Below are 22,515 nucleotides of genomic sequence, written 5' to 3' on the forward strand. Positions count from 1 at the left end.
TATAACTATTTTTGAACGGGTTCTTCGTAGTCGCCGTTTGGACAAACGACTTGTACGCCGCCTTTGATCTTCTTTTCAACTAAGAAGTGACCATCTTTCGGACAATCACGGCCCACTGGCTTATCCCAGGTAACAAAGTCGCAATCAGGATAACGTGAACAGCCGTAGAACAAGCGGTTTTTCTTTGATTTTCGTTCAATAACCTGGCCTTCATGGCACTTCGGGCAAACCACACCAATTTCTTTGACGATTGGTTTGGTGTTCCGGCAGTCTGGGAACCGTGAGCAAGCGTAGAACTTACCATAACGGCCCATCTTGATGACCATCGGTGCACCGCAGATATCACAGTCAAAACCAGCTGGTTCGTCTTTAATTTGAATCTTCTCAATGGTATCTTGAGCGTGACTCACTTCTTTAGAAAACGGCTTATAGAAAGTATCCACGACGTTAACCCAGTCTTGGTTGCCTTCTTCAATGCCATCCAACTGCTTCTCTAAATCAGCCGTGAAGTTGATGTCAACAACGTCTGGGAAATAATCTTGAATAATGGTATTAACGATTTCTCCCAGTTCAGTGGGTTCGAATCGACGTCCAACTAATTTTACGTAATAGCGACGTTGGATGGTATCCAAGGTTGGCGCATACGTCGATGGCCGACCAACACCGTTTTCTTCCAAAGCCTTGATTAAGTTAGCTTCAGAGAACCGTGCAGGCGGCTGAGTAAAGTGTTGTGCCGGATCGGTCTTAGTCAAGGTCAACTGGTCGCCTTCTTTAAGATCTGGCAGCAGATTATCCTTTTCTTTACCGTCTTTATAGATCTTCAAGAACCCATCAAACTTCAATTTTGAGCCGTTAGCCCTAAACGTAACACCGTTTTGTTCAATGGTGACGCCCATGGTATCCATGACTGCGTTGGTCATTTGACTGGCCACAAACCGGTTCCAGATCAATGAATACAATTTATATTGATCGTTGGTTAAATACTGTTTCAGATCAGCTGGCGTCCGAAAAACGGATGATGGCCGAATGGCTTCATGGGCATCCTGAGCGCCTTCTGGTAACTTACCCTTAAGTGGCTTAGTAGCGGCGTATTCTGCACCATACTTTTCGTGGATGAAGGAAGAGGCTTCATGCTTTGCGATGACCGAAATTCGCGTAGAATCGGTCCGCATATAGGTAATCAGTCCTTGAGAACCTTCCTTACCAATATTGATCCCTTCATAGAGCTGTTGAGCAGCCATCATAGTTTTCCGCGTTCGGAAGTTTAACTTCTTGTTAGCCTCTTGTTGCATAGCGGAAGTTGTGAATGGGGGCTGTGGCGTCCGTTTTCGTTCCTTACGGGTTACTTTTGTAATGTTGAAAGGTTGATCACGATCAAGCTTTGCCAAAACCTTTTGCACTTCGTCGTTATCAGGTAAAGCGTGTTTCTTTCCATCAAGGCCCCAGAAACTGGCATCAAATTTAGACCGCTTTAACTTAAATTCAGAATCGATCGTCCAGTATTCTTCTGGGACGAAAGCTTTGATCTCGTTTTCTCGGTCAATGATCAGCTTCAGTGCAATGGATTGCACCCGACCAGCTGAAAGCCCCTTTTTAACTTTTTTCCAGAGCAGTGGTGAAATGGAATATCCCACTAAACGGTCAAGAATACGTCTAGCTTGCTGAGCATCCACAAGATCCATATCAATGGTCCGCGGTGTTTTAAAAGCGTCTTTGACAGCATCTTTGGTGATTTCGTTAAAGACCACCCGGTTCTTTTCTTTGGGATCTAAGTTTAACAAGTGTGATAAATGCCACGCAATAGATTCCCCTTCACGGTCCGGGTCAGCTGCCAGATAAACTTGCTTGGCCTTTTTAGCTTCAGAGCGTAACTCTTTGATGACGTCACCCTTACCGCGAATGGAAATATAGTGCGGTTCGTAATCGTTGTCAACGTCGACACCCATCTTACTCTTAGGCAAGTCCCGCACATGACCGATACTGGCCATCACTTTGTAAGTACGCCCAAGATATTTTTCAATCGTTTTCGCTTTTGCTGGTGATTCAACGATAACTAGTTTTTTTTGTGGTTTTCTTCGTTTAGTTTTAGTTGTTTTAGTTTTCGTAGCTTTTGGTTTCTTAGTTGTTGCTGCCATCTAATTACCCCTTCTGGTGAGTTTTAAATATTTGATGCTATAAGATTACTAAATCTTTCACATCATATTTCATAAAAATTAGATTGTCAACTGAAAAAGATTTCAAAAGCTACTATATTATATGGCAAATGGATGTCGTTTCTGTAAAATACATACGGGTAAATGCTGGTTATTTAGTCTTTAATGACGGGTATTCATCCAATATATCTTGAGCTGTTAAAACTGCTTTAGCTCCCGCTTGAATCAACTGGTTACACCCGCAGGAGAGCGGATCATCAATCCTCCCTGGAATAGCCATCACATCACGATTATTTTGCAGCGCTAAACTGGTAGTAATCAAACTGCCGGATTTTTCTTGGGCCTGTACCACTAGCGTTGCTTGGCTTAAGCCCGCTATAAGCCGGTTACGTTCGATGAAATGGTACTTCTTCCCCACCGCATCCAAGGGATATTCTGACAGCACCAATTCATGTTGAGCCATGTACTGCTGTAATTTTTGACTGCTTGCTGGATAGCTCAAGTTTAAGCCAGTACCGATAACGCCAATGGTATGACCATGGTTGCGTAAGGCGAGCTGGTGACTCAAGCTATCGACACCAGCTGCTAGTCCGGAAACGATCACCAATTGATTTTCAATCAGTGTTGGCATGAGCCTGTTCAATACCGTTTCTGAATAAGCACTGCGCTTTCGACTGCCCACCACGCTCAACAGCCGCTGTGCGTTCAGTAGTTCAAGATTACCCTGATAAAACAGTACCACGGGTGGCAACCAACTTTCTTTCAGCAACGCAGGATACTGCGCATCAAAAAAAGTCAGGTATTGCGACTCTTTCTCGTGTCGTGCCAATGCCTGACTTACCTTATCACTCATAAAACTCTGTTCAAATTTCTGCCGATGCTGCGGTAAGACACTGGCAATTTCACTAATTTCCGACGGCAGCAAGTTTCTCAATTGCCCCGGATGATTCGTTAGCCACTGGGCAACGAGATACTCGCCCTTCAAGCCGATTCCCGGTGTTAAATGTAAACGGAGTAAAAATTGATTCAAATTCACGATAGTTCACCTCATCCTTAGTTTCAGCAAACTACGATAAATTATTTGAAATAGTTTGAAACGGGCGCAAACGTTCGCCGATGAATTTTAGACGGTCCTAGATCAGCTAAACCTTGTAAATGCGCCTTGGTGCCATAACCCGCATTATGTGAAAATTCATAACCGGGATAAAGCACATCGTAACTTTGCATGAGGTGGTCCCGAAAGACCTTAGCCACAATACTTGCTGCCCCAATTGAGACGCTCTTCGCATCACCGTGAATCAGCTTTAACTGCGAAATGTCACTATCAATCTGCATAGCATCGATCAATAACTGATCAGGTTGCGGCTGCAAGTGATTCACTGCCGCTAACATGGCTACACGGGTGGCTTGATAGATGTTCAACTGATCAATTTGCTGAGCTGAAGCCGTACCAATTCCCACTGCGATTGCTTGATCCAAAATTTGCGGGTAGAGTTCCTCTCGCTGATGATCAGACAGTTGCTTAGAATCGTTGACTTCAATCACATCAAAATCGTCAGGCAAAATAATCGCGCAGCTCACCACGGGACCCGCTAACGGACCACGACCAACTTCATCGATGCCAGCAATCAGTTGATGTCCCTGTTGCCGAAATTGCCGTTCATAAAAAAAGCGCTGCTCAAAAGCGCGCTTTTCACTGATTAGCTTAGCCAATCGATGCTGAGTGGTCGCCATCAATTTCTGAACACCCGCACGCGGATCATCGGCATATTCAGTAAATAGCGAATCGTTCTCGTCCGTAATTTGATCAAACAGCTGTTTAAGTTCACGGATTGAAGGTGCTTTAGGCATCTGCCTCACCGTCCGTTCGGTTTAACGAGTAGCGACCTAATTTACTCTTACGAATGTCTAAAATCAGTCGGTCAGAAGCACGTTCATAGTCATCCTTCATGCCAAACTGTTTCGTTAATTTTAACAGTAGATCAACGTCTGAAAGATCGAAATCATCTTCAGTCAACTTGTAGCGTTCTTGTAGTGCCTTTGGATAGTACTGCCGAAAGAACTTTAAGGCGTAAAGCGCCACGTCGTCACTAGCGAAACGCTGATCTTTAATGGCCCCCGTCAACGCCAGTGCCTGACCGGTTTCTTCGTCATCGAACTTTGGCCACAAAATACCTGGCGTATCCAGCAACTGCAGTTTGGAAGATGACCGTAACCACTGTTGCCCCTTTGTCACACCAGGACGGTCGCCCACTTGAGCAGCCCGTTTGTTAACTAACCGGTTTAGTAACGTAGATTTACCTACGTTAGGAATACCCACAGTAATTGCACGAATCGGCCGTTCTTTCAGTCCCTTTTGTTGCTCGTTATCCAGTTTATCCGCCAGAATAGATTGCGAAATGCGGGTCACCGTTTTGGTGGTGATGTTTGCCTTAGAATCCACCGCAATCGCTGGCAGACCCTGAGCTTTGAATTTTTTGATCCAATTTTTGGTTTGTTCCGGATCCGCTAAATCACTTTTAGTCATGATCACTAAATGTGGCTTATTTTTGATGATCCGCTCGATTTCTGGATTTCGTGACGATTGTGGAATTCGAGCATCAACCAATTCAAACACAATATCTACCACGTGTAAATTTTCTTCCAACTGGCGAATGGCCTTCGCCATGTGACCAGGGAACCATTGAATAGTTGCCATAATTTTAACCCCTTTTAATACCGAGAATCCTTGGATCCTCATTCATTAATTTTAAATATATGCGTGAGCCATCAAAACTCGCCCAAGCAATTTGATTATTTCTCTCGTTTGTAAGCATTCTGAATTCAAAAAAATGGTAAAACAGAATCTCAATGAGCAGACTCTATTTTACCATCTAATCCTTTATTTCGCCTATCTTTTTAGCAAAGTCGATTAACCCTTTTGCTTACGCAATTTTCAAGTCCACGCAATCTAAACAAGCACACTAAACGATAGTCCTGCAACTTGCTTGGCCCCTACTTCCAACTGGGTATTCAACGAATGATTGGAAATATACTTTACCTGTACTGCGTATATTTCAGCTGCACTTTCTGCCACAGAATAAACATTAACATGACTCACTCGCAATCAACTTATTGGTATTTCTCATCAATGCAAGATTTGTGCAAACTGTTTATACTGATTTGTCATCCATTCAGCATAGTCCTCGTTTGCAGGCAGTGTTTCGGTTACTGGAAGCACTGATACATTATTCTTCTTGGTCACGTCCACCAGGTTATTGACCGTCTTGCTGTCCACTTGTTTATTAAACACAAAAAATGCTACTTTGTGTTCGCCATTTTCCCACATTTAGTAACTATTCTTTATTCATTTAGCGTAAAAAAGTTTATTACCCATCAATGTATTGCAATTCTAACAAGTTATTACTTAACGAAATTTCTTTGACAAAAAACCAAATTTTACTTCTTCCCGCTTTCCCTGTCGGTTAACGGCAATTAGCCCAACCCTATCACTTATTATTTTTGATATGGACTTGCGTAACGTTTGTTTTCTCTCAATTCATCAAGTTCTCTAAATTCCAATCAATAATGAACTATTATCTGCTTGTATTGATGAGCTTATATATACGCCTTAAAAAAACGTTTGATGTTTGCGACGGCATTGTCCATTTGTTTGTCTGAATCATAGTAATCAAAGTGCATCCCATCTGACCACACCAATTCTTTAGGGCCTTTGACGGTTTCATATAATTCTTTGGCATTGTCAGGAAATGCGCATCCATCAGATTCAACAACGATTGTTGGCGTCTTGATTTTAGCTGCTTGGCTTAATGGATTTAATGTTAACCATGAACCCCATGAACTAACATCAAATGCATTACGATAAGTTGGAACATTTCCGCGCTTCGAGTTGGTGTAATAATCATAGGCCCCTGAAGTTGGATTATAGTTACATGCGGTCTCATCGGTTTCGCTATAGGCCGCGATCAACGTCCCCTCACCAGTAGCTTCAAACTTTTGACGCGCTTTCTTTGCTGCTTCAAGTCGTCGTAAAATACCAGTTTCACCCATGATTGAACGATACATTGCTGGTTTTACAATCATGCCAGCAATCGTTGCAAAAGCTTTGATTCTTGAATCTGACGCAACTAGGTACACACCATTACTTGCGGAAGTACATACGCCGACCATGCCGATTCCATAAACAAACTCTAGACCTTCAAGATAGTCTACTGCGGCATGTAAGTCTTTCAACTTTTCTTCAGCATCTTCAAGCTGTCTTGGTTGACCTTCACTTTGACCATAATGTGCGTAGTCAAAATCTAAAGCAATAAACCCTTGACTGGCAAACTTTACCGCATAAGCATCTGCCATCTGTTCTTTTACTGATGTTAGTGATCCTTGTACGATTATCGCCGGATATTCTTCGTCAGCATTGAAGCTTGCTGGTGTAAATAAGTGACCTGACAACGTCAATCCATTGCGCTTAAAGGTGATTTCTTCTCTCATTTACATTCTTCTCCTTATAGTTCATCTTGTATTGAGTACTCATTCATCCGAACCAATGCTCATGCTATTGTAATGGTCTATCTTGTAATCTACCATCTGTATCGCCAACTCGATTTCTTTGACTTTGGCTTTCAGTTTACTCTTCTGAGCAACTAAAATTTCTTTGCGTAGGATAGCATTCCCACCTTTCCTTGCAACATTGGTGTATTCCTTAATCTGCGCGATGGGAATACCAACCTCGCGAATACACTTCACGTAACGAATCCAATTCACATCATCTTGATCGAATTGACGGTAACCTGATTTATCTCGCTTAACTTTGGAAATGATCCCAATTTTCTCCCAGTAACGAAGAGTTTCTGAAGGCAGTTCTAGGTATGTGGCAACTTCATTAATTTTCATAAGTACTCCTTTCAAAATTCATTATATAACCTTAAAGCTACTTTAAGGCAAGCACTATTTATTATTTATCTTCGATCGTTATACTTGTCTCTCAAAAATAGCTCAAACCCATTCCGCTAAATACTAGAAAAATGTCGACACTCCACAGCAACAAAATAATTCGCTTGATTACCCTTTAGTAGTCTATTCAATCTTGGATCTTGATGTACTCCTCTATAGCACTGGCAGTTTTAACCAAAATCAGACACTGAGAACGTGTTTTATCGCAATTGGAGCGATCTTTATTGTGATCTTCATTCATTGCGAACTGCAATTTGCCAAACCAATGTTAGACTTCCGTATTTTTAACAATCGCCATTTTTCTATTTCGCTCATTTTAGTGGTGCTCTCGTTTGTCACTCTAATTTTTCCCCATAACTACAGTTGAACTGTAACCGAACCACCTTGGGTACAATCCAATATTTGGTGGGGACAAATTTGGGGACAGAATTTGATTATTTTTGCTTATTATTGCTCAATAAAACTGACATGACTTTTAAAATAATGCTCTTAGAAAATAATGTTAAAAAAAAGAACCCGCAACAATGCGAGTTCACAGCTGTTTTCGACTTCTGTAAATGGAAAATCTTTTTCATTCTTTATTGTATTTTTATAAGTGCTTACCGTTCAACCATTGAATAATTGCCATAATGCTTTATCTCCTTTTATAGTAAGGGTTTTAAGACCCTAATTTCTTGATATTCTTCTGTTGGGAGAAACTCTTTTGAATAATCCTATTTTTACGCATCATTTAACCATACTCATGAAATTAAGAATGGCAAGAACCAATTCTATCATTTCTTGTTTATTCATCAGTGTTTTTCAAGCAAGTTACGTTTAGATTGATACGTCAACAGGCGGTCAGATTTCAAAATATTTAATGATATTTCGTTGCTTAACCCTAAAAGAATCCACTGTATTACGCTTAGCATGTTAATTTTACCACAGTTCTAAGTTTAGATTGATCACTTTCAAATCCAACTGAAAGTAGTCTTACAAATAGTCCGATTGCTGTGCCAATTAATGTCATTTGCAGAGGTGTTAAAATTAACTTGTATTTCTATAACTTTGCCTTTGGTAAGGAGCCAAAATAATGACTATTAAACTGTGTAAAAAAATCAGTATTTCAAATTCGATTGGAGGTGGTAATTAAAACAGTAAAAAGGAGAATTATTTTGAACAAATATCGTTTACAAGCAGTTGTTTTCGTCTTAGTCGCTTTTATGTCAGGATGCAATGAATTTATGGTGGTCGGGATTTTACCCGATATTGCGAACCATTTGCATGTTTCAATTGCTATGGTTGGCTACTTGGTCACAATTTTTGCAACTGTTTATGCAATCAGCACACCAATTATTACTATTTTGACGAGCAAATATAATCGTTACAAAACAATATTGACATTAATGGGCATCTTTTTGATTGGCAACACTCTAAGTGGTCTGGCAACAAATTACTGGATGATGGTTGCATCGCGGGTGATTTCGGCTAGTGTTTCGGGAGGAATTATCTCAATCATTATGACATTTGCTAATCAAATTGCACCAGAGAAAAAACGTGCTAATTTAATTTCGTGGATTTATGCCGGCTTTAGCATTGCGTCTGTTATTGGGATCCCAGTTGGAACTACCATTAGCACTCATTATGGTTGGCGTTATGCATTTTTCACAGTGTCAATCATCTCACTGATCACTATTGTGTTTTTAATTTGGTTATTGCCCCGCCGTGTCGCTCAAACTCAGGGAAGTATCTTGAATCAATTATCTCTACTGAAAGATTCACGAATATACATCGCAATTGCAGTTGTTTTGTTTACTGCTGCAACTCAGTACGGCTATTATACGTATATTCGACCGTTACTAACTTCAGTACTAGGTTTTGACACGCGATACTTAAACTTATTGCTCTTTGCTTTGGGAATTGCCAGCGTTTTTAGCAACCGTTTTTCGGGCACAATTGCTGTGCACGGTGGTCTCCAATTAATGCCGAAGTACTATGTAACAGATGTGATAATTTTAATTTTGTTGCCCTCAGCATTTATGAATAAATTCATTGGATTTTCTATGTTGATGCTAATTACGATGCTAGTTACGTTGTTTAGTGCATCAATGCAGCTTCACTTTTTAGATGTGGCAGAACATGACTACCCACAGTCAATGCTACTAGCATCATCTTTAAGCTCGATTTTCTTTAACTTTGGAACTTCGTTGGGCTCTGCAACGGCATCATTTTTAGTAGGGACTGTTGGTGTTACCAAAATTAGTTTTGGGGCCGCAATATACGCCCTATTTGCGTTAACGCTGCTTATACTATTAAATCGAATCGTCACAAAGCACCAACGATTAGTGAATAAATCTAAATTAATGCTAAAAATTAAATAAATCATAGGTCATTGTCAGATGATGCTAATGGCATCACATAAGTACAATTTTGACTTAAGTTTCTTTATTCAAACGCAGGTCGTTAAAATCAAAGGATTTTTAACGACCTGCGTTTAATCTTTTTCAACAATAAACTGTTAAATAGCCAATCTATACCCAAAGACCGATTGTAAATATTCTTTAACTTTCCTAGGGTACAATTCAATATTTGGTAGGAACAAAATCTGCTCATTATTGCTCAATCACGCTGATATGCATTTTTATTTAAAATGATGTGCTTAGAAAATAATGTTAAATAAAAAAGAACCCGCAATAATGCGGGCTCTTTTTTTGACTTCTATAAATGGAAAATCTTTTTCATTCTTTATTGTATTTTTATTAATGCCTACCGTTCAACCATCGAATAGTTGCCATGTTGTCTAACTCTTTTACAAACAAGGTTTCAAACGTCTCATTCGTCTATAATTTTATCAAATGTGCCCAAATTGCGCCATATCTGCAACATAATGGGCATTCACTAATCTGATGTATCAGCACTTTTTATTAACAGCATGCAGTAAGCTTTGTTATATCAAATAGATGATCTTTGCTTAACTTGATAGGTATGCTGGGAATCGAACCCAGGTCACAACGTGTGCTGCCAATTACACCACATATCTGCGTGAAACGATGAAACTTGATTACTTAGAAAAAATTATCCCCAAGCATTAATTGTGCCACTATAATCACTTTCAATTTGTGCAGCAGTTTTATTTTCAATATCATATGAATCAATGGCTTTCTTCACTTTATCAGACCATTCATTACCACTCTTTGTCCAGCTATCATTAGCATTTTCAGTGTAGGTATAAACACCAGGCCCTTTTGAGCCAACTTCACTGGCATTATCAACATGAATGAAACCATCACTATCAGCAGCTTGGCCAGAATTACCAGTTGAGCTGGTGATATTATTTTGAGTAGCTGACTTATGATCACCAGCAGTCAGATAACCGTGCCAAGTCCAGCCCTTAGTACCATCAGTCCCAACGACATAGTAATAGATAGAAGCCTTGCCCTTCTTGTAAACATTGCGTTGCGCGGTAACAGCATAGGTAGCAGTATCACTTAAACTTTGACCACTCTTGAACTGGAACCAGTTATTATTGCCCTTCAACTGATAAACTTTACCATTAGACTTCATAATGTAATCTTTGCTGGTGACGTTCTTCGGATTACTCAGCTGATAATCACGGCCCGTCTTCATATAGAGTTTGTTGACCCAGCCAGACGCCCCGTTCTTGGCATTTTTAACATAGTAATAAGTGCTGCTGTGACGGCCATGTTTAATAGTTGTCTGCTTAGCCTTAGTCCATGTTGAATTGTGATAGCTCTTCAAATTATGACTGCTCTTTAAAGTGAAATGTACAGCACTGCCCTTAAAGCTATACGTCTTGCCCTTATTAGAGGTACTGTACATAGCCGTGGACTTAACGTTCTTGATACTAGTCCGATGATAAACGGTGCTGGCATTCGCCGTAGCTGCTAAACCAGTCAGACCAAACGTGACCGCACCGGCCGCTACCATCATTTTAGTGATATGTTTCAAATTATTTTTCATTTTAATTTGCTCCCCTTAAAGTAACCGATCAATGATCCTTTTCTTTCCAACTTAGCTGATTTTAAACAATTAATAACCATCAGCTACTCTGACAGTGGAACCACGCTTGAACCTTAGAGATCGTGCCTAATTTCAAAATTTTGGTTTATTGATATTTCAGCCACAATCATTCTAAACTTTGCATAACCTATCGCAGCGGATCTTTTTGGTCAAGCTTGTCCATCGATTTTTTAGTAGCGTGCTTTAAGACCGAGAAAGTCCCCAGCTTAGTCCACTTTTTCTCACTCCGGTTACCGCCAATATTCGGATCGATATGGTTCCAAAGTGCCTTGGTCGATACTTTGTATGAACTCCCAGATTTTTGAAATCTAATATGTTCCTCTGGCCATCCGGACATCTGTTTTGTCCGTTTAAATTCATACGTGTTTTTGCTGGTTTTTGCATAGGATAAATAAGGCGTAAAGACCCCATTGCTATCATAATTGATGAAATTATCAGTAATGTAACCCTTGCCATTCTTGTAATACATCTTATTAATTTCATCAAAGTCATATGCCTTAATACCAGTATTATAACTAAATGAAATAAATTTACGGCCGTAATAGTTCTTACCATACTCCGTCTTAACCTTATAATTAGTCACCCAATATTTATGGGTTTTAAAAGTACTTGGAATCCCTTTATGCCAAGTCACTTTCTTGGCCTGCGCATTAACGCCGTTAAAACCAAAAAACGCTGTCCCTAGTGCAACCAGCACCAACATTGATTTCCCTGTTTTCCTCATAAGCTATTTCCTCCCAATTATTCTTTCCGGTAAGCAATTTCAAACATTATTTCCCCAGATTCAAAATTTCCTATAGGATCAATTTTAGTTTACTTCTAGAGGGACTTATAAGTCAATAAGTGCCCGTTCACCATTAGATAATAGATATTATAGGTTATAAGAATTTTAAATTAACAAGTGATAGTGAGGCACTGCAAGCAATTAAGAATTAATCGACTTTTGGATTAATTCATGCTAATAAAAATTCTGATTTTGATATACTTTCTGTCCACCATATCAATAAAAGTCGCCAGGGATCATCTTCCGACTTACCTGACGACTTTATTTAGGAGATATATTGCAGTTGTAAAAAGTCTAACATGCATATTAATGTTTAAAAATTCCCCTAGAAACTTCACTCTTCAATAGCTAGATCACTAAGAATTATGGGAGAAAAGAACGAACATATAGATTGCTTCACCATGTTGTGTTCCCCCCACACCAATTTGCGTATGATCTTTACTGAGAATATAAGGTATGGCACCAATATCTCGATTCTGATCCGTGTAACGCATCCAAGAATAAACGGATCCCATGCCCCATTGAGTACCATTTCTATAATCAACAATTGGAAGTGACTTTGGCGCAATATAGCTATCGACAATCCAACCAGCATGTGGCGTACCCTCCACGTTCACTTTAAACTTTTTACCATCTTTCAGCATACGATCACTGTTCTTTTGGGCAATTTTGTCCAATTTAGTATTTTCTTTTAGAGCATATAAGCCCTTATTAGCACGTTCTTCATTGATGCTAGAAATGGCCTGTTTTCGGTATGCCGATACACTATACTTACCATATCCCCATTTATTCCAAACATCGCTTGTAGGAACATATCCTTTTACTTTACCGTCTTTAGACACCAGGTAATTAAACGTAGCTGTATGACCACTAGTTTCACGGATGGTCACTTTTTTGGTTGCATAAAACTTTGTGTATAAATAATTTGTCATATGGTGGTTTTTATGGGTTAGTTTGGAACTCGAATACATCCATCCTCCCCCAACGTGAACCTTATGTTTTGACTTGTAGTTTGTGGTCTTAACGACCTTAGCAGTCTTACTCTTTGCCAAAGCTGTATCAGTATGGTCTAGTTTTGCCCCTGTTACTCCAAAACTCATCACACTTAAAAACGTTACAGCTGAAATCATAATGCTTTTAACTTTCATGATTATTTCCCCCTGTCTTCAATCATTGTTCCTAATTTCACAATGATTCCAGAATAAATTTCTAAACCATGTTAACCCCTAAATCTCCAAAAATAATAGACAACGTACGACATAATTATCCCTGCTGGCTATCACATCATTGGTAAAACACACGAGCGTTGGCTTTTCACTATTTACTTTTTGGTATATTTAAAACCACTAGCTAAGTCACTCGCACCAGTAGCTGAGGTGATAACAAAAGACTTTTTATTGTCTGATAAAGTAGCATTCATCTGGAACCGCCCAAACTTTACAGTGAGCTGATCGTTTTTAATCTTATAAGTGCCAGTATTCATTTTTTCTCCATCAGCATACTCTGTGACTTTATCACCATTAAATTTCAACGTATCTGTGGATTTCGTGAAAAATGCATTTATTGTGTGCGAATAGCTACCACTTAAATGTTTAGGCTTTAATACAAAAAAACCGATAATCAGAACTGCTACCACTACTGCAATTATCCATTTTGTCTTAGTCTCTTTCGACATGCTGTCGTTATTACTGTTATTGTTATCCATGTTAAATTCCCCCCTGATTAGCTAAAATTACCACAATCTGTACCGCTGAACTTAATTTTCCCAACATCCTCGTTTGTAAAACAGTAACTCATTTTTAGTCATATACATACCACCCATGCGAACTAGAATAACGATACTTATCATAATAAGGATGAGCTTTGAAAGCCCAGTTATACCACCATGGTTGACTCGAATAAACATGCGTATGCGCTTTGAGCATAACATGTTTTTTATCAGTAGGCGGCAACAACGAGATGAGTTTATGACCCGATCGCCAAGTGTTGTAACGATATAAATTAGCATCCAAAAGACTAACGTACCAAGTGTTTTTACCGTACTTTAACTGCATTACTTTCGGATACCCTTTGACCTTGCGAGCATAAAAAATTTTTTCATAACCCGGATCACTAAATACACCATAAAATCCTGAAACGCTTGCTGCAGTTGTAGGGTGCGCAGCTGCCCATAAAGTTGTGTACAGCTGTGTATCTTTTCCTTCATAACCACCGTACATGAACGCCTGATGATAAGTTGTGTAACTGAAAGAATTAGATGAAGTTGTCCGATACTTCAAAACTTTTGCATTCGCTTGGGTCGTAAATGCCATAAATACGAACATGGTTGCTAAAAAAACACCAAGTATCCTCTTAAATTTCATGTTTACACCCTCTAAACTTATTTAATTAACTTTAAATAAAAAAACTACTTTTATATCAACATATTCCTGCCATCAACCTTGCCCGTAAGCATTTTGGTTGATTTATCCCATACAGCAATGTTGAGAAAGCATTTTCATATAACTCGAGAATCCAGTTTCTGATTATCTGTGCTGCACTACCAGCGCTAACCGATTTCAGATGAATTTACAAATTAACATCAAACCAGCAGATCAGAACTTAACTTATGATTCCCTTTTGATTCCTTAGGTATACACTCCCTTCACGTGATTATTGATAGCATTAAATCTAAAAATAAATATTATTAAGATGCTCGATGCTACTGCCCGACTATTTTTCTCCCACATATACAGTTCCCCCCTAAAACATCGTTCTAATACAATAAGAAAATGACAATTCAAAATCCCTTCTTTTGATTTACCAAATTCTTATGAATCAATTTTAGTTTACTTCTATTAATTTATAAGTCAATGAAAATTTAGGTTATGGTTTATAGTTCTATTAAATTGAAGCAAGACTAATGTGACAGCATCCCAACATAACTAAAAATCGGTATTTATAGGTCACTTTTAGATATTTGCATAAAGGAGTGATACAAATAAATGTGATCTTGTATCACAAAAAAGCCTACCAAAATAGCAGACTTTTTAAGTAAAATTCAAGTTTAGCTTGTAATACTGATAGATTTAAATACCAGCATAAATTATTCCATACTCAAAATACACAATCGAGATTGCTAATCTATTCTCGCTGTTTTCTCAACGTCCAACCTAACATGATCAATGCAATCACACTAAAGATCAGTAACAGCCAAAGCGCCCACTGACTACCAAGCATGGTACCAGCTACCTGTGGCCGTCCCTTCTGACCGCTAGCAACAATGGCTGAAGCAATCGCCGTTCCCAGCGCAGCCGCAAACTGCTGTAGGGTATTCATAATGGCGTTGCCGTCAGCTTGTTGCTGCTTTGATAATTGGTTCAGCGTATCAGTCAACACATTACCAAAGGCCAGTCCAATTCCCAACATAAAGCCTACGTACAAACCAATGACTTGACCGTCGCTCAATGGCATACGGAATAATCCGAACGCAATCATCGAAACGAACACAATCGTTGTACCAATCAAGATTGGCCGGCGTGGACCAAAGTGGTCGTATAAACGCCCGCTGATGGGTGCTAGCACTGCGCCAAGCGCTGCACCAGGGAGCACAATCAAACCAGCTTGTAATGCGGTGGCTTTGTTAACAAGCTGTAAATAATTCGGCAAGATAAACGACAGTCCTAACGCCATCATCTGAAACATTAAGAAAGCGAAAACGTGCTGAGAAAAGCTGGCACGACTAAAGGGTGTTAAATCCAAAATGGGCTGTGTTTGTCGCCGCTCTCTTAGAACAAATACGACCAACGCGATTACGCCCACTATGAAAGCAGTCCAGGCGAAGAGATGCGAAATCGTATTTGAATTAAATTCACTCACACCAAAAATAAGACCACTGAAAGCTAAAATTAATAACACGACACTTAAAATATCTAGCTGACTTGGCTGTAATGGCTGTTTTTGCCGAATACAGCTAACGCCTAATACCAACGAAATCAGAAGAATTGGTATTAAGAAAACAAAAATATACCGCCAGCTCAAATACGTGGTCACTATACCGCCAAAAGTGGGACCAATTGCTGGAGCGATCCCTGTGATCAGCGTCCCTACCCCCATCATGGCACCAATTCTCGAACGGGGAACCTGCTCTAAAATGATGTTAAACATTAATGGCAAAGCGATACCAGTACCTAAGCCCTGGACAGCACGTCCCAGCAGTAACACCCAAAAAGCCGGGGCACTGCCATCTAAAATCAGGCCTAGCATAAACAATAAATTAGCGACAATAAAGAGACGTCGCATCTTGAACGTCCGTTTAAGGTACGCGGATAACGGAATCACCGCTGCCACGATCAACAGATACAGTGTGGTCAGCCACTGTACGGTGCTCGTGTTCACACTAAATTCATGCATAATCGTGGGAAAAGTAATGTTCATGGCAGTTTCCACAATGACACCGCTAAAAGACAGTAATCCGGTGGCAAAAATTGCTCCGATTACGCGAGGTTCAATTCGCGCCTCACTCATTTTACAACCCCCTTGATCCAATACTGCAGCATACGTTCAAAATCAGCTCGCTCAGAAGCAGTAAACTGTTCAACAAATCCCGCCTGAATACGGTCCATGTAGGCTTGTGTAGCCTGTTGAAGTTGCTTTCCTTTAGTGGTCAATGTGACCTGTTTTTGTCGGCCATCTTTAGCGAAGCGTGCTTGTTTTACCAAGTCACGAGCCTGCATACGTTGCAACAGCACTGTGGCTGTAGACCGACGAATGCTGAATTCCGCCTCAATATCACGTTGAAGGCAAACACCTTCAGTACTTGCGAGAAACTCTAGTATCGACATTTGGGTACCGGTTAAATCATACTGACGCGCATATTCATCCATTTGTCTAATCAACTGATTGTCCGCTAATTTAATCAATCGACCGTAATTCGTTTCCATTCAATCAAACCCTTTCGTTAGCTGACTAACGATTATGTTAGCACAATATTTCGACGAGAACAACGAAAAAAAACACTTAGGCCAGTTGAGGTCCAAGTGTTTTTTCGATTTAAATCAAATTATAGATTTTAGTTTACCCCTTAACGATTAAAAGGTGAACTTGTATTTAATGATCATCCTCGGCCGTTTAGGCATATGCACCCCATCTTCATAGAGTTGCAAGTAGCTGGCAGCCTCGATGTCGCCATCATCAGACCGCTCGTTTAGCTCCCTGAGTGCAGCCGTTTTCAGCATAAACCACGACCAGCCACGACCAAATAAGCGGTTGTAAAGTTCTTCATTTGTTTCATCTTGCATTGTTAAATGCGCGCCTCTGTTCTGATTTGTAGTTCAGTTACTCTGACTATTACCATAACACTTAGTTAAAAGATCAGCCAGTCTCTAATCTTGCTCTAAATACATTTGCCAAGCTTTGTCAAACACCGTCATGGACGGTAAATAACTGGCGTTTTCTTCGAGATACTTGGATAACACGTCAAACTGCGTCTCTTGCTTTGGAAAGGCCTGATCATAAAACGCATTGTTGGCAAACTCAGCCACGGGTTCGTAGTCTTCGGGATTGCGCTGCGTCATTAAAAATTGGTAGAAACTTTGTCTCACAACGACCCCTCCTTTAGGATTTAGACTTTGGAATCAACACTTTAAACTCAAATTTGCCAGCACCGTTCATATCAATTTTTTCGGCACGATACTGAACGCCATTCGTTCTAAAACGTTGCAGGTCCATTGTAATCGTTTTTTGATGGACGTTTAATTCGACCCATTTTGGTAAATTATACTGTGCCTTAATGTAACTGAGTACCGCACTGACGGGAACGTTTAACTGTCCCACCGCCAATTTGCCAGCCTTAAGTTGAACGTTGCCGTTAGCCAATACGGTTGGCTTTAACGTCAGCCCAAAGTTCACCGGCAGACCCAGTAACTTCGTTTGACCAGTTAAAACGGCATCGTTGTGGACTTCAAACTGATAATCAACTTTTTGTTTACTTTGATCTTGGAACTGGCCTAAATAGTAAGCGGCCATAGCGTTTAACTGTTTTTTATTCAGATTCACGTTAAAACTGGCTGCCGTTGCTGAGGCGTTGATGGGTGTGGTATTTTCTTTCGGTGCCGAAAACACCTTAACGCCCATGGTACCAATCCCCAGTACAATAATGGCTATCAACGCAATAAACGCCCATTTCCAGGGATTAATGGTTTTCTTTGCTGCTGTATGTTCTTGTCGACTTTCTGTGTTCAAAACATCACCTCAAAATCTATCGTTTACGCCAATTAACATTATTTTGAATGGCTTGACTTAACTTAGTCGCCATCACATTATAACCCTTTTTGTTGGGATGAAAATGATCTTCGGTGGATAAGTAAGCGTTCTTTTCCTTACTATCTTGCGTCTTTAACAGTTGTTCAACTTTTTCTGGATCCACGAAGGCCTGATCACTCTGCCGGTTTTCCGTCTTCAATTTAGCTTGCGCACTAGCCGACTGGTACTGACCGTGAGAAAGTGTTGAATTGACGTTGACAAAATGCGTCCGTGACTGACTTTCAGCAACCTTTTGATTGACCTGATTCCACTGGTCAACGGATGAACTGATCATCGTGGCATTGGTAAAGTAAACGTACACTGGATTATAAATGCCGAACAAATAAACTTGGGCACGTGGGTTCACTTCATGGACATCAGCGACCAATTGCGTCAGTTTTTGCTGATACTCAGTCTTCAGTGGCGCCATCTTTTGAGTCATCTGAGCATCACTGTTCACCATAATGTTTTTTTCTAAGGACTGCAGCAGGTCATTGCCACCCGCTGTCAGCGCAATCACGTCCGCTCGACGCAACGAACGACGTAACTTCTGATTGGTTTGGACGCGATGATCGATTTGATCACTGCGTTCGCCACCAATCCCGTAATTTGCGGTTTGCGGTTTAACGTAATAGGTCTGGCTAAGCTGTTGCTTTAAAATCGGTAAATATCCTGAATGATCATGATCATAGCCGATCCCTTGGGTCAATGAATCACCGACCCCCACGACCCTAACCGTTTTCAGGACAATAGGACGTTTTTGCTGGGTACTCTTGGAACCTGACTGATGCTGAAGCCAAAACCACCCGCCACCGATGATCACTATCAAGATTAATAACGCCGAGAACCACTTTAAAAATCGATGCATGTCAAAACCCCTTCATTAAGCGTATACGCATTATTCTATAAGTTACATGACTTAAAATGACAAATGAGATGGTCATCTGGCCATCTCATTTATTCTATACGGCCAACCGCCGTTATCGGACTAAGTTTTAGTTAAATTTCCGTTGTCACAACGCTAGTCATCAAAATAGTAAACTAACGCGAAGGCACCTGGTCCACCATGGGTCGCAATGATTGGTACCGTTTCACGAACCAAAATATCAATGTTAGGAAACATGGGTTTAAGATGCTTTAAAATGTCGTCAACCATGCCTTCAGCGTGTACGTGAGAAATACCGATGGCTTTGATGTTTGGCGTGTTTTTCATTTGTTCATAAACCTTGTCATAGAATCGGTCAATGGTCTTCATGCCGCGACCCTTGGTACGGATGTTTAATTGACCATCACCGACCTGAAGCACGATCTTGATATTCAATAATGATGAGATTGCCCCCGTCATTCGGTTGATCCGGCCGCCCTTAACCAGGTTGTCCAAGGTCATCACACCCATGTATAGACGGGTGTTTTTCTGAACCTTCTTGGTAATAGCCACAACTTCATCAACGGATGCACCCTTTTCAGCGGCCTTAGCAGCTTCAATGCATTGAAAGGCCAGTGCCCGATCAGTAGTGCCGCTATCAACAACGGTAACATCAGACTTCGAAATCTTGGCAGCTTGTTCTGCCGTATGTACCGTACCACTGATTGCTTCCAGCATATTCAAGCAGACGACTGGACTACCATCAGCACCCAGTTCATCAAAAACTTTGATGAAATCGCCTAGTGGTGGCTGGCTCGTCTTTGGGAACACCTTTGAATGTTCCATTTTATTAATAAACTCTTCATTAGTGATGGTGTGGCGTTCAACGTAAACCACATCATCGATCATGACCGTTAACGGCACGATTGTAATATGATATTTTTCAACTTCTTCATCTGTTAAACCCGCAGATGAATCAGTGACTATTTTGACAGTTGCCATGATTGATTATAACCACGCTTTCTTCCCCATTGTAGGTGTTTTCATGCTACAATTAATTTTAGTGCATGAAAACGATTCGATAATAGTATAGCAGATGAACCAACGTGTAACAAGGCGTTAAAGCGCTTGCTAACAGCATATTTAAAAGATATTAACGAGCCATTCATGCTGATTTATTCAAAATTTTCATCAAGGAGGATGCCCCATGATTCAATCCAAACACCTAAAAACAAAGCCGGAATTTTCCAGAAAGTACCAAATCATTAATGAAGTGCTCAACTCGGTTACCCATGGTATTGGGGTCGGGTTGAGCATCGCCGGATTAGTGTTACTGATCATTCGTGGTGTTCATGAAGGTGGCGCAATGCGTATCACTGCATACAGTATCTACGGTGCATTGCTGGTCATCTTTTACTTAGCCTCAACCCTTTTTCACAGCCTCTACTTCACTCGTGCCAGTCACTTATTCCAAATCTTTGACCACTGTGCGATTTACTTATTGATTGCGGGTACGTATACCCCATATTGTTTGGTGGTCATCAAAGGTACGCTGGGCTGGGTCATTTTTGGCGTTATTTGGGCCATGGCAATCCTTGGTGTGGTTTACAAATGTCTCTGGTTGGGTAAATTCCAGAAACTATCCACGGTGATCTACGTAATCATGGGCTGGTTTTGCGTCCTCGGTTTCAAGCAATTGTTCTACGGCCTTGGCGTTCGCGGTTTCACGCTATTAGTATTGGGCGGAGTTGCTTTTACATTAGGGGCAGTGATTTATAGCTTTAAGAGCATCAAATTTGGTCATGTCATCTGGCATTTATTTGTGCTGTTAGGGACGATTTTAATGTACTTCTCAATCTTGCTATATGCCTAAATAAATGTGTGACAAAACTTGGTAGATTCCAGAATTTAACGTAAAAATTAGGCCTATCCCGGCGAACTTGGTCGGGATAGGCCTAATTTTTACGTTAAATGGCCGGAATCTGAGTTTTGGAGCACGAGTAGGCTATGTTGACGTATCGAACCAAAGGATACTTACAATCCAACTTTATTTAAAAAATTAATTGAAATACTTACCAGTATCGACTTGTAACACACGCTTATTTTACCTTCTGACTTACCACTAACCGTACCGAATAGCCAGCATCTTCCAGTGCCTTTTTAACGGCAACACCATCGGTTTTATCCACGTGCATTTCAATCATGATTGGTCCCAGATTACGGGTAACGATTAACGTTTGAATGTTGAAGCCATTATCGGCCATAATCTTACCCATTTCATAAATAACGCCTTTACGGTCATGTTCGATCATCACTTGTACCACGGTAGCATCCACGAAGTAATCGGTGATATCTAGGAAGCCGTCTAACACGTCATTAGTAGTAATGATGCCCACAACTTGTTCCCCGTCCATCACCGGTAACACGCCAACGTCATGGTGCCGCATGGTTGAGATGGCATCCTCTAGTTGGGCGTCTTTGGAAATGGTTTTAACCTCTTTTTCCATAATCTCGCCCACGGTCATCTTGTTTAAGAGGTAGTTGACCTCGTAGATCGATAAACTGGTGGCTTTAGACGGTGAAGCTGCTTGAATGGTCCCTTCTGTGACGATGCCGACTAATTTATCGCCGTCAATCACCGGTAACCGATGAATTTGATTATCCTTCATCACGTTCACTGCCATATTGATTTTTGTATCCGGTGATACCGTGATCACCCTATCTGTCATATAATCTGCAACACTCATCGTCTAACCTCCTAGATATGCTTTTTGGACGTCTTGATTAGCCAACAATTCCTGGCCCGTCCCCGTCATTTTTACTTCACCGCTGGCCAATACATAGCCACGGTCAGCAATCGACAGTGCTTTTTTAGCGTTTTGTTCAATGAGCAGTACCGTGGTGCCTTGCTCCTTAATTGCTTTTACGATATCGAAAATTTCATTAATAAAAATCGGAGCCAGCCCCATTGAAGGTTCATCCAGTAAGAGTAGCTTTGGCTTAGACATCAGTGCCCGGCCCATAGCTAGCATCTGCTGTTCACCACCTGAAAGCGTGGCGGCATCCTGATTGAGCCGTTCTTTTAACACCGGGAAGCGTGAATAGACGGTCTCAAAACTGGCATCAATTTCTGCCCGATTATTTTGAAGGAACGCGCCCATTTGCAGGTTTTCCCGTACAGACATTCCAGGGAAGATATGACGACCTTCTGGTACCTGTGAAATACCAGCAGCCACAATTTTAGGTGCTTTTTGCTTTTGCAAATTTTTACCTTCGTAAGTGATAGTGCCGCCCACCGATTTTAGTAGACCCGAAATCGTCTTTAGGATGGTGGTTTTGCCAGCACCGTTAGCACCGATCAGCGAAACAATTTCGCCCTGATTAATCTTGAAACTGACGCCCTTCACCGCGTTGATCACACCGTAATTTACAGCGAGATCCTTAACTTCAAGCATGGTCAT

Annotated in this window: 24 protein-coding genes; 2 read left to right on the forward strand and 22 right to left on the reverse strand. The window is 40.7% G+C overall.

Annotated elements, in window-relative coordinates; genetic code table 11:
• Positions 1 to 5: 5 nt before the first annotated feature.
• The 8 genes from topA to CES82_RS05310 all read right to left on the reverse strand — a co-directional run bounded on the left by topA (position 6) and on the right by CES82_RS05310 (position 7,043).
• Positions 6 to 2,135: a type I DNA topoisomerase gene (gene topA, locus CES82_RS05280; protein ID WP_098824270.1), complete on the reverse strand. Its 2,130-nt coding sequence runs from the start codon at positions 2,133 to 2,135 to the stop codon at positions 6 to 8.
• A gap of 169 nt (positions 2,136 to 2,304) precedes the next feature.
• Entirely contained in the window at positions 2,305 to 3,189 is an 885-nt protein-coding gene (dprA, locus tag CES82_RS05285; protein WP_098824271.1) for a DNA-processing protein DprA, read from the reverse strand.
• 41 nt (positions 3,190 to 3,230) lie between these two features.
• Positions 3,231 to 4,004 (reverse strand): ribonuclease HII, encoded by a 774-nt coding sequence (rnhB, locus tag CES82_RS05290; protein ID WP_098824272.1) that lies wholly within the window; start codon positions 4,002 to 4,004, stop codon positions 3,231 to 3,233.
• A complete protein-coding gene (gene ylqF, locus CES82_RS05295) occupies positions 3,997 to 4,851 on the reverse strand; it encodes a ribosome biogenesis GTPase YlqF (RefSeq protein WP_098824273.1) in 855 nt (284 codons plus the stop codon). The genes rnhB and ylqF overlap by 8 nt, the downstream gene beginning before the upstream one ends.
• 252 nt (positions 4,852 to 5,103) lie before the next feature.
• Positions 5,104 to 5,253 carry a hypothetical protein gene (locus CES82_RS12470; RefSeq protein WP_180245668.1) on the reverse strand — a complete coding sequence of 50 codons (150 nt, stop codon included), beginning with the start codon at positions 5,251 to 5,253 and terminating at the stop codon, positions 5,104 to 5,106.
• 27 nt (positions 5,254 to 5,280) lie between these two features.
• Positions 5,281 to 5,445, reverse strand: a complete 165-nt coding sequence (locus tag CES82_RS05300; protein ID WP_439959045.1) for a hypothetical protein — start codon at positions 5,443 to 5,445, stop codon at positions 5,281 to 5,283.
• A 305-nt stretch (positions 5,446 to 5,750) separates the two neighbouring features.
• Positions 5,751 to 6,641: an alpha/beta hydrolase gene (locus CES82_RS05305; RefSeq protein ID WP_098824274.1), complete on the reverse strand. Its 891-nt coding sequence runs from the start codon at positions 6,639 to 6,641 to the stop codon at positions 5,751 to 5,753.
• Between the two features lie 39 nt (positions 6,642 to 6,680).
• Positions 6,681 to 7,043, reverse strand: a complete 363-nt coding sequence (locus CES82_RS05310) for a MerR family transcriptional regulator (protein ID WP_098824275.1) — start codon at positions 7,041 to 7,043, stop codon at positions 6,681 to 6,683.
• Positions 7,044 to 8,257: 1,214 nt separating this feature from the next.
• On the opposite strand from CES82_RS05310, the gene CES82_RS05320 reads away from it, so the two are divergent.
• Positions 8,258 to 9,463, forward strand: a complete 1,206-nt coding sequence (locus CES82_RS05320) for an MFS transporter (protein ID WP_098824277.1) — start codon at positions 8,258 to 8,260, stop codon at positions 9,461 to 9,463.
• Between the two features lie 694 nt (positions 9,464 to 10,157).
• Here CES82_RS05320 and CES82_RS05325 read toward each other — a convergent pair.
• The 12 genes from CES82_RS05325 to CES82_RS05380 form a co-directional block, all read right to left on the reverse strand.
• Positions 10,158 to 11,063: a hypothetical protein gene (locus CES82_RS05325; RefSeq protein WP_098824278.1), complete on the reverse strand. Its 906-nt coding sequence runs from the start codon at positions 11,061 to 11,063 to the stop codon at positions 10,158 to 10,160.
• Positions 11,064 to 11,250: 187 nt separating this feature from the next.
• Positions 11,251 to 11,847 (reverse strand): hypothetical protein, encoded by a 597-nt coding sequence (locus CES82_RS05330; RefSeq protein WP_098824279.1) that lies wholly within the window; start codon positions 11,845 to 11,847, stop codon positions 11,251 to 11,253.
• A gap of 416 nt (positions 11,848 to 12,263) precedes the next feature.
• A complete protein-coding gene (locus tag CES82_RS05335; protein ID WP_098824280.1) occupies positions 12,264 to 13,055 on the reverse strand; it encodes a CAP domain-containing protein in 792 nt (263 codons plus the stop codon).
• A gap of 173 nt (positions 13,056 to 13,228) precedes the next feature.
• Positions 13,229 to 13,612 (reverse strand): hypothetical protein, encoded by a 384-nt coding sequence (locus tag CES82_RS05340; RefSeq protein ID WP_098824281.1) that lies wholly within the window; start codon positions 13,610 to 13,612, stop codon positions 13,229 to 13,231.
• Between the two features lie 94 nt (positions 13,613 to 13,706).
• Positions 13,707 to 14,270, reverse strand: a complete 564-nt coding sequence (locus CES82_RS05345; RefSeq protein WP_098824282.1) for a hypothetical protein — start codon at positions 14,268 to 14,270, stop codon at positions 13,707 to 13,709.
• Positions 14,271 to 15,030: 760 nt separating this feature from the next.
• Positions 15,031 to 16,413 (reverse strand): MDR family MFS transporter, encoded by a 1,383-nt coding sequence (locus CES82_RS05350; RefSeq protein ID WP_098824283.1) that lies wholly within the window; start codon positions 16,411 to 16,413, stop codon positions 15,031 to 15,033.
• Positions 16,410 to 16,829 carry a MarR family winged helix-turn-helix transcriptional regulator gene (locus CES82_RS05355; RefSeq protein WP_098824284.1) on the reverse strand — a complete coding sequence of 140 codons (420 nt, stop codon included), beginning with the start codon at positions 16,827 to 16,829 and terminating at the stop codon, positions 16,410 to 16,412. The genes CES82_RS05350 and CES82_RS05355 overlap by 4 nt, the downstream gene beginning before the upstream one ends.
• Before the next feature lie 147 nt (positions 16,830 to 16,976).
• Positions 16,977 to 17,186 (reverse strand): hypothetical protein, encoded by a 210-nt coding sequence (locus CES82_RS05360; protein WP_098824285.1) that lies wholly within the window; start codon positions 17,184 to 17,186, stop codon positions 16,977 to 16,979.
• An 84-nt stretch (positions 17,187 to 17,270) separates the two neighbouring features.
• Complete coding sequence (locus tag CES82_RS05365; protein ID WP_098824286.1) at positions 17,271 to 17,489, reverse strand: YozE family protein; 219 nt, start codon at positions 17,487 to 17,489, stop codon at positions 17,271 to 17,273.
• 13 nt (positions 17,490 to 17,502) lie between these two features.
• Positions 17,503 to 18,129, reverse strand: a complete 627-nt coding sequence (locus tag CES82_RS05370; RefSeq protein ID WP_225364845.1) for a YpmS family protein — start codon at positions 18,127 to 18,129, stop codon at positions 17,503 to 17,505.
• 16 nt (positions 18,130 to 18,145) lie between these two features.
• The gene (locus CES82_RS05375; protein WP_098824287.1) at positions 18,146 to 19,057 is read right to left on the reverse strand and encodes a GDSL-type esterase/lipase family protein; all 912 of its coding nucleotides are present in this window, start codon (positions 19,055 to 19,057) and stop codon (positions 18,146 to 18,148) included.
• 153 nt (positions 19,058 to 19,210) lie between these two features.
• Complete coding sequence (locus CES82_RS05380) at positions 19,211 to 20,056, reverse strand: DegV family protein (RefSeq protein WP_098824288.1); 846 nt, start codon at positions 20,054 to 20,056, stop codon at positions 19,211 to 19,213.
• 205 nt (positions 20,057 to 20,261) lie between these two features.
• On the opposite strand from CES82_RS05380, the gene trhA reads away from it, so the two are divergent.
• Positions 20,262 to 20,927 (forward strand): PAQR family membrane homeostasis protein TrhA, encoded by a 666-nt coding sequence (gene trhA, locus CES82_RS05385; protein WP_098824289.1) that lies wholly within the window; start codon positions 20,262 to 20,264, stop codon positions 20,925 to 20,927.
• 226 nt (positions 20,928 to 21,153) lie between these two features.
• On the opposite strand, the gene CES82_RS05390 is transcribed toward trhA, so the two are convergent.
• Entirely contained in the window at positions 21,154 to 21,801 is a 648-nt protein-coding gene (locus CES82_RS05390; protein WP_098824290.1) for a CBS and ACT domain-containing protein, read from the reverse strand.
• A gap of 3 nt (positions 21,802 to 21,804) precedes the next feature.
• The gene (locus CES82_RS05395; protein ID WP_098824291.1) at positions 21,805 to 22,515 is read right to left on the reverse strand and encodes an ABC transporter ATP-binding protein; all 711 of its coding nucleotides are present in this window, start codon (positions 22,513 to 22,515) and stop codon (positions 21,805 to 21,807) included.

The sequence above is a fragment of the Secundilactobacillus silagincola genome, from assembly GCF_002583405.1.
Taxonomy (GTDB): Bacteria; Bacillota; Bacilli; order Lactobacillales; family Lactobacillaceae; genus Secundilactobacillus; species Secundilactobacillus silagincola.